The organism is uncultured Subdoligranulum sp. (assembly GCF_937890665.1).
Genome location: NZ_CALADU010000235.1, coordinates 1 through 9,471 on the forward strand (window position 1 = coordinate 1; position 9,471 = coordinate 9,471).

At 55.3% G+C, this 9,471-nt stretch carries 3 protein-coding genes; all 3 read right to left on the reverse strand.

The genetic code is table 11. From position 1 onward, the window contains the following. Positions 1-37 precede the first annotated feature (37 nt). Positions 38-7,183, reverse strand: a complete 7,146-nt coding sequence (locus Q0526_RS13220; protein WP_298734437.1) for a hypothetical protein — start codon at positions 7,181-7,183, stop codon at positions 38-40. A gap of 501 nt (positions 7,184-7,684) precedes the next feature. Then, positions 7,685-8,509: a tyrosine-type recombinase/integrase gene (locus Q0526_RS13225; RefSeq protein WP_298734440.1), complete on the reverse strand. Its 825-nt coding sequence runs from the start codon at positions 8,507-8,509 to the stop codon at positions 7,685-7,687. Between the two features lie 513 nt (positions 8,510-9,022). Continuing rightward, on the reverse strand, positions 9,023-9,471 hold a 449-nt coding region (locus tag Q0526_RS13230), incomplete at its 5' end, for an FAD-dependent oxidoreductase (RefSeq protein WP_298734443.1).

The window sequence follows — 9,471 nt, forward strand, 5'->3', positions numbered from 1 at the left end:
CGGGCGCGGGGGTCGCGTTACTTTACGCGGTCAGGGATCAGTCCTTGCCGTGGCGGCGCTTGCGCACCACCAGCAGCACCACGAGGGCCGCGGCCGCCGCTGCCGCTGCTGCGGTCAGCGCGCCGACAGGCATATCGTCGCTGGTCTGGGGAACCGTCGCCGCCGTGGGCGCCGCCGGAGCGGGCGCTTCGTTGGTGACGTTCACCGTCGTGGTCTGATCGTTGGTGTTATTGGTATTGCTATTGTTGTTGTCGTTGGAGGAGTTGTCCCCGCCGCCGGTGGACGTCGTGGTATCCCACACGAGCACGAAGGGCGAGAAGTTGTCCGTCTTAAAGGTCAGGCCGGTGTCAGTCTTTTCAACGATGGTCATTTCTTTCGGATTCAGAGAATCCGCTGCCGCCGTATTGACTGCATCGCGGTCCATGCCCTCATAGTGGAACAGCTTGAAGGTGGTGCTCTTGTCGGTTCCAGCAGGGTACGGCCAGTAGACCGTCACGGTTTCGCCTTCATCCGGGGTCAGCCAGGCGTTGCCGTTGTCGGCATCCACCAGGTCCAGATACTGGGCATCCGTACCGGAAGATGCAAAGCCGGCTTTCTTCTGCGCAGTCTGCACCAGACCCGCTTCCTCTTCCAACGGTTCGAGTTCGTCTGCCAGCAGGTGGACGTTTTTCACGTCTACGCTGACACCGGAAGCCCCGTCGGCCTCATTGATGTTGAAGTCCTGATCATTCTGCACTTCGACAAGGAACTGATCCTGCTTGGTCTCATCTTTCAGTGCCTCAGCAATGCTCGACACAGCATCCGTGACTACCGCTTCGTCCGTGTGGCGGATCGTCAAAGTAGCCGCTTCATCCGATTCGTCCTTATCAAAGCCACAATGATAGGTTCTAACCGTTGTCAAATCGTCTTTAGACGTCGGGATATTGATCACAAAATCAATAGTCTCTACTTTAACGTCGCCAAGGTAGATCGTCATTGTGTAGTTTGCGGCCAGTGCGTCGTCCGCCGTGAAAGTATCATTGGTGACACGTTTACCGTTCTCATCCCTGAACTCCACACGGATCGGCGCGTTATCGCCTTCGCCGTTGATTTTGTAAATGTAACGTTCACGACCGTCTTCAAGCGCGGTGGAAACATCCGTGCCATACTTATCCAAAGTCCAAGTATGGGCTACACCAGCGCCATCTTTTGCTTCGATCGTGATATACTGCGACAGATCAACGACCTTGTTGGGATCAGATTCACCAATAGCATAAGTCAACTCTGCGTTGATTTCATCCGGCAGGGTAAGATAGAAGCCCGGTTCCGGCAAAGACGTGCTCTGATCGGCTTCGCCATCCAAACCGACTGCGCCATCGAAGCCGCTTTCGCCACCCATATAGGTGGTAATATCAGCGATCTGCATCGTGATCTTGTCGTTTTCAACGGTACGGCTGTCCGTATCGGTCGGCGGAGTAGGATCGTTGGGATCAATTTCCTGCGGCAGTCCAGCACCGGAAACCGTTGCCACGTTTTTCAGCACGTTATCCTTTACTGCATCCACAACGCCATCCTGCTGAACGACGGTGTAAGTGTAGGTGTAGGTCGTGGTCTGACCGACAGGCAGATTCATTTCGGTCTTGCTATACCAGCTGCCTTCGCCCGCGGTGCCATCCCAGGTAAGGGAAGTGCTCTGCGGCTGTTCGCCCATGCCGTTGAACTCATCGGTAAGGGTCAGGCCCGTCAAATCGACGTTGCCGGTATTCTCGACTTTGATCTCGTAGGTAACAACATCGCCGACTTTCAGGGAAACCGCATTGTTGTTCTCGTCATAGGGCGCGACGTCTTCCCCATTGCGGACGATCTTCGTCACGGTCTTGGTGACCTGCGCATCGGGGATTCCGACCACGTTCTTGTTCTCGTACACGATTTCCGGAACGTCGCCCTCACTGTCCGTGAGTTTTGCGGTGTTGGTCAGCGTAGCACCCTTATCCGCTTCTGCAACGGTGTAGGTGTAAGTGTAAGTCGTGGTCTGGCCAACGGGCAGCGGACCAACAGCGATATTGCTCTCCCATTCGCCCGCTGTGCCATTCCAGGTAAGGGAAGTGCTCTGCGGCTGTTCGCCCATACCATTGAAAGTATCGGTGATAGTCAGGCCATTCAGCGTGACGTTGCCGGTATTCTTGAGGGTGATCGTATAGGTGAGTTCATCACCAGCCTGCAGAATCGTATCATTGCTGATTTGGTCAGCAGGGATGGTTTCGTCACCACGGACGATCTGGGTCAGAGCCTTTTCGAAGTACACAGTATGCAGCTCAACGAGGTTCTGGTTCTTATACACGATTTGCTCAACGCCATCTTCCTCGCTGCCGTTGATCGTCGCGGTATTGATCAGCGTATTGCCCTCGTCCATCACGTCTACAGTATAGGTGTAGGTCGTGGTCTGACCAACGGGCAGGGAGTTAACGGCAACATGGCCTGTCCATTCACCCGCCTTACCATCCCAGGTAATAGAGCCGCCCTGCGGCTTGTCGCCCAAACCATTGAAGGTATCGGTGATCTCCAAATCGTTCAGTGCAACGTTGCCGTTGTTGGTAACAGTGATCGTGTAGGTGATCTCATCGCCAGACTTCAGCATGGTATCGTCGTCGATGCGGTCAAGGTTCAGCGGTTCGCCATCGCGGACGATCTGCGTCAAAGCCTTTTCAAACAGGTATGCAGGGGCTTTCGGGACCGGGTTTTCGGTCTTGCCGCCGCCGAGCGTTTCGTTACCACGCAGGAGCTGCGCGGTGTTCGTCAGCGTCTTGCCGACATCTTCGAGCTGAACGGTGTAGGTATAGTTATAAGTGAAAACCTGACCAACGCCCATGCTTTCGATCTTGGCCGTAGCAGTCCGATTACCGGCCTCGCCTTCCCAGGTGAAAGAGCCCGTCGGTTCGTCGCCCATACCGTTGAAGGTATCGATAATGTCCAGGTCCGTCAGTGTATAGTTGCCGTTGTTGGTGACAGTGATCGTATAGGTGAGCGTATCGCCGACTTCCAACGCGGTATTGCTGTCGATATCAGTGATCGTTTCATCGCCGCGTTCGATCTGCGTCAGCTTCTTGTCGAAAACCACCACGGTGCCCGCAGGCTCGACCGGGGTTTCCGTTTCGCCTTCGCTGCCGCCTTCCGGCAGGCCACCACCGTTGACGACGGCGGTGTTCTTGATGCTGCCCGGCTGGTTATCACTGCCCAGGTCAGCTTCGGCAACAGTATAGGTGTAGGTGAAAGTGAAGATCTGGCCCACATCCATACTTGCGATCTCAGCCGTGCCGTTCCATCCCTCTTTATCTTTCGTCCAGGTAATGGATTCGCCGGTCGGCTGTTCGCCCTTGCCGTTAAGGTTATCGGTGACGGTCAGGTTTTCCAGCGCGATGTTGCCATCGTTGGTGACAGTGATCGTGTAGGTGATCGCATCGCCAACTTTGAGGGGATTGTCGTTACTGACTTCGACCGTTTTGCCGTCACGCATGACCGTATAGGTCTTGTCTACGGTGACGCTGGGATCTGCGACCACGTTTTCGTTGACTACAGAACCGGCGTACTCTTCGCCTCTCCGAAGCGTCGCTTCATTCTTCAGCGTAGCGCCCTTGTCCGTATCCACGACGGTGTAGGTATATTTGTAGGTCTTAGTATCGCCTGCGGTCAGGCTGACACCGTCAACCGTGCCCGTCCAGGCGCCTGCCTTGCCGGTCCAGGTAATAGAATCGCCCTGCGGCTGGTCGCCCGTACCGTTGAAGGTATCGCTGATGGTCAGGTCATTCACCGTAACATTGCCGGTGTTCTTGACGGTAATCGTGTAGGTGAGCACATCACCAGCCTGCAGCATGGTATCATTGCTGATATCCGCAGCACTGATAGTCTGGTTGCCGCGCTTGATCTGCGTCAGCTTCTTGTCAAAGGCCACCGCATCGCTCTCGTCCTCGACCGGGAGAGTCGGCGGATCGTCATCCTTCCCATCCGCATCGCCGGATACAACAGCCGTATTCGTGATGGTGTTGCCCAGGTCGGCTTCAATTACAGTATACGTGTAAGTGACCGTCCAATCCTTGCCCACGGCAAGATCGGAAATCGTCCACTTATATTTCGTACCCGCATCGGGGTCCATCGTGAAGTTTTCAAGTTCGCCCGCACCTGTGAAGGTATCGGTAACGATCAGTTTTTTCAGTGTAACGTTGCCGGTGTTCTCGACGGTGATCTGGTAGGTGATCTTATCACCGACCTGGAGGTTTTCGCCATCCGGGACCTGCTCATCGCCGCGCATAGCCGTATAGGTCTTGTCTACGGTAACGCGGGGTTCTGCCTTTTCGACCGGGTACTGCGGCGTATCCTTGTCCTCGTCCTTCACGCCATTTTCATCGACCACAGAAACCGTGTTCGTGATGGTTTTGCCCATATCGGCTTCGGTTACGGTGTAGTTATAGGTAGTGTAAGAAGAACTACCCGCTTCAAATTTTCCGAACTTGAAGCTACCAAGCCAACCGCCATCCTCTTTCGGCTCCCAGTTGAGCGCAAATTGATTATTCTTCCCATTTTCGGGTTGAGCGCTGCCGTTGAAAGTATCGGTAACCGTCAGGTCGGTCAGTGTGGTGTTGCCTTTGTTGGAGACAGTGACTTTGTAGGTGATCACGTCGCCAACCTTCAGCTTGTTATCTTCGCCAACATTATTTGTGATGTCAGTATCGCCGCGCATGATCTGCGTGACTTCTTTCTCGACATCCACAACGGGGTCCGGGTTCTCGACGGCGGGCGTTTCTTCGGTGTCCTTACCATTTACACCATCTTCGCCGGTCACAGCAGCCGTGTTTTTGATGGTGTTGCCCATATCGGCTTCGTCTACGGTGTAGGTGTAGGTATAAACGACAGATTCACCCTTTTCAAGGGCAACATCTTCGACCGTCCAGACCTTATTATTCCATGCACCAACGGATTCACCATTACCGTCTTTAATAACGACCGAGGACGGCGTGCCCGCACCCTCAAATTTATCGGTAACGGTCAGGCCGTTCAGCGCGACGTTGCCGGTGTTGGTGACGGTGATTTCGTAAGTGATTACGTCATTCACCTTGAGGGTGCCATCGGGGATTGTCTCAACCGTATAGGTTTCGTTCCCACGCTGAATGCTGGTGATTTCCTTCGTCAGTTCAACAGATTTGTGTTGAGCAGTGCCGAAGAATTTGATGGTGTTATCCTCTACAGTGTAGGTATCCTTATCACTCAGAATAGCAGAAAGCGCCAGGGAGCCGCTAATGATTTTGCCAGCGACTTCACCGTTTTTCCACTTGGGATACCATGCATTCAAGTCGTCAGTTGCCTTTAGAGTAATGGTATCGTTGATGGGATCCATTTTCCAAACAACAGTGGAAGCGTCCTGCATTCCTTCGCTGTCGGGATCATCTTCGCTGGGCAATCCGCCATTTTCCGGCAGATCAGCGGTATTATCCACCGTATAAGTGGTTTCATCTGTTTCAGACAGTTCGCCGTCCACATAGTATTCAACACTGTACGGGGTGGCAAGATAAATGTTTACAATGCTGCCGCCCTGCACGTTGTCTACTTTGGTTGTGTCTTTTTCAGTAGTAACGCCCTTGCTACCGCTTTCGCCGTAGACAAGGTCAGCCTGCACCGCCTGCAGAACGTAGCTATTATTTACAGTGAACTGCAAGTCGGCACAGTTATATGTCAGATAATCATAGGTGCACTGATAGCTGCCTTCCGGCGTCACATTCACAGCGGGGTTATCAGTTGTGCTCGCCAGCGACAAATCGATATATTGATCGTTGCGCGTAACCTTCACAGGGTCGCCGTCCAGATAGACATTAACGGTGACGGGGGCACCCGGCTGTACTACAGGCCCCTTCACCTCTTCCCACTGCGCGGTCAGTTTAGCATGGGCATACAAATCAATTTTGCCGTCAGGCTGAACCGTTGTTGGCTCCTGATTTGTTTCGTCCTCCATGTCGAAGGCATCATCCACATCGTCAATATCGTCCGAATAATATTGCAGTTTCCAGCCGACAAACTCATAGGTTTTATTGCCGACTCGAACCATATTTTTAGTCGGTGCCAGAACTTCATAGTTCTCAGGGTTGTCTTCAAAACTGAAAGCAACATCGGTCTTATTCCGATTGTTAATAATCCCGCCATTGTCATTAGAAACAATAGCGCCGTCCAGCATAGCGGCGGTCACCTGTTCGCCGCCTGCTTCGCCTGCATCATATACCACATAGGCCGGGTCAGGGCATTCTGCCAGCTCAATGAATACATGATATGGGAAACGTTCCACCGACGTGCCAGCAAGGTCGTCATGGTCGTAAAAATGATTGCTCTCATCCGCAACCAAAATAATGGAAGCATCGCCCGGTTCAGTAGAAGTGCCATAACCATCACCGTCGGCCAAGACCGTACAGCCGTAGCCGCCCAGATAGTCGCAAGCGACTACTGCATACTTCACATAATAGCCCTTCTCGGGCACAATTTTAATAAACCTTTCGTTCCTGGCAACCCACTGCCTACCTTCCCACGCACGTTCGTGCGGGGCAATCATTTCGTACGGTCCATTTTCTTGGTCAGACACATAAACGCTCACATGGTCGGGGTTATTGACATCATCATGGTAAACCCGCTCAAGTTCATAGCCACCATTATGCTTCCGTGTAATGTTTGCTACGTTCCAAACATAGTATCCTTTATCCCAGTCTTCGCCCCAGTCAGGAAAATGATCTTCCCACCAATCATCATCCCAGTCGTGCCATCCCCCATACGTCTCCACGTCGGAGTTCGCGCTGCTTTCGGGCGCAGTTGCGTCCGACTGCGGCTGCTCGCTGGGCGCAGCTTCTTCAGCAGGCTGCTCCGTGGGCTGCGCAGTGGGTTCCGCAGAAGGTTCCACGGTGGACTCCGCGTCGGAAGCCGCACTTTCGGCAGGCACAGCAGTGCCCTCCGGGGTGGGCGTGGGCTGCGCGGTGGGCACGGCGGTGCCCTCCGGCGCCTGCGTGGGTTCCACGGTAGGCTCCGGGCTTACAGTCGGCTCGGCACTGGCGGCCGGGTCGGGCGACGGGGTCGGCGTCGCGTTTTCCACCGACGCCGTGGGGGTCGGTGTGGGTCCCTCTGCGAAAGCAGCGGTGGGCATCATGCTGGCTAAAAGCGCAACAGAGCAAACCATCGCAGCCACACGTTGGAGCCGCTTCTTCCAGAATCGCATGGTATAAAATTCCTCCTTACCATTTCTATCGCCGCAGGCAGCCCGGCAAGCAGACAGTCTGTACGGTCACAGGAACAGGCGCAGGGGCGCGCCATTCAAAAACAAACTTTCCTTTGCAACGGAAGCATAGTTTTGTTGCACAACGCTTTGAACACCGTGTTCAAGGATTTGCTGCATCGCAGTTTTCTTACATGAAAAACGGGACAAAAAAACAGCGCACGGAAGCAGTCGGGCAGACAAAAGCGTCTGCCCGGCCGTTTTCGTGCGTCCTCTTTGTGTAAACTGTCAAATCGACGGAAACACGCTTGATTTACCGGGGGTGTTGTGTTATCATAGCTACATGGCTTTCCATATGCTTCGGTATAGTTTTAGTTGTCTGGATGCCTTCGGCCCTATTTGCAACAAAACTATGCTTTTGTAGTTTTCGCGCCGACCGCAACAAAATTATACTTTTGTATATTTTCACAACAGCAGCTGCATACTGTCCAGCAATTTCAAATGTTCGGCGCCGGATTTCATGATATAAATTCTGGTAGTCTCGATGCTGGAATGGCCCAGCAGGTCCGCCAGCTTGGCAAGATTCTTTTCGATTCCGTAGAAGGTCCTGGCGAACAGGTGACGCAGGTTGTGGGGGAACACTTTTTCCCGCGCAACGCCCGCCTGTTCGCACAGGGCCTTCATCATTTTCCACACCGTCACCCGGTCCAGCGGGCGGCCCGTCCGGGTCAGGAACACCGGCCCCGTATGGATGCGCTGCCGCGCGCACCAGCGTTCCAGCCGCTTGCACAGTTCATGGAGGAGCAGAATTTCGCGGCATTTGCCCTTGCAGCGGATGGCCGCCCGGCCGCGGCGGACGGCTTCGGCCGTGACGAAGGCCAGTTCCGACACGCGGATGCCGGTGGCGCACAGCGTTTGCAGGATCAGCAGCGTGCGCTTGCGGCCGGTGCGGCGGGCGGCGGCCAACAGGCGGAAATACTCGGCGCGGGAAAGTTCCCGCCCGGCGTCGCAAAAGACCCGGCGCTGGCATTTGAGGGGCCGGGCTTTGGCTTCCGGCGCGCCGCGAAATTCCTGATAACCGTTGACGGCGGCCAGCATGGCGTTGACACTGGCGGCGGAATACCCCCGCCGTGCCAGAGAGTCCCGCCAGGCGGCCACGGTTTCTTTGGGCGGGGCATCGGGCGCGGCGGTCTCCCGAAAGAAGCGGGTGGTATCCCGCAGGTATTTTTCGATGGTGCCGGGGCTGCGCTCCCGCGCCAGAAGCCAGGTTCGGTATTCGTTCAGTCGCATGGGGACCTCCTTATTAAAAATAATAGATAAAAGATAAGAGATAATAAATAGTGGGCGGGGATGACGGGACTACTTTTCCGGTAGGTAAGCAGCTCCGGGGAACAGAACCCCTCAGTCTGCGCCTGCGGCGCATCCAGCTCCCCTGGGAGGGGAGCCTTTTAAGCGGGCAGCCGTCTATAAAGCCTCCCCTTATAGGGGAGGTGTCTGCGAAGCAGACGGAGGGGTTGGAAACCTCCCCATAGCCTGAAAGGTTTTGGGCCGCAGAAAGCCCTGCGCGGCGGGGTCAAGACCCCGCCCTACAGTATGCCCCAAAACGAAGCAACAAAAATTAGACCATACGGCAAGTGTACACACCACGGGCCGCATACATGCGGCCCCTACGATCGGCCGGGAAGAGGAAAGCAACGCGGGACGGTCGTGTTGGTTCGCAAAGCCGGGCCACATTCATCCCCTGAATGATCCACACAAAAAAATCCCGCGCCGGTGCGCCCGGCGCGGGATCAATCCTATCCTTTACTTCTGCTCGTACTTTTCGCGGATGGCCTTATCAATGGCGGCGGCCGCTTCCTTGCCGGCGCCCATGGCCAGAATGACCGTGGCTGCGCCGGTGACGGCGTCGCCGCCCGCGTAAACCATCGGCCGGCTCGTCAGGCCGTCGGGACCGTTGGTGATCAGGCAGCCATGCATATTGGCGTCCAGGCCCGGCGTGGTCGAACGGATCAGCGGGTTGGGGCTGGTGCCCAGAGCCATGATCATGGTGTCCACTTCCAGCTCGAACTCGCTGCCCTGCTTCACGATGGGACGGCGGCGGCCCGATTCATCGGGTTCGCCCAGCTCCATCTCCACGCAGGTCATGCCGCGCACCCAGCCGTTTTCGTCGCCCAGGACTTCCACGGGGTTGGTCAGCGTCTTGAAGATGATGCCTTCCTCCTCGGCGTGCTCCACTTCCTCCTTACGGGCGG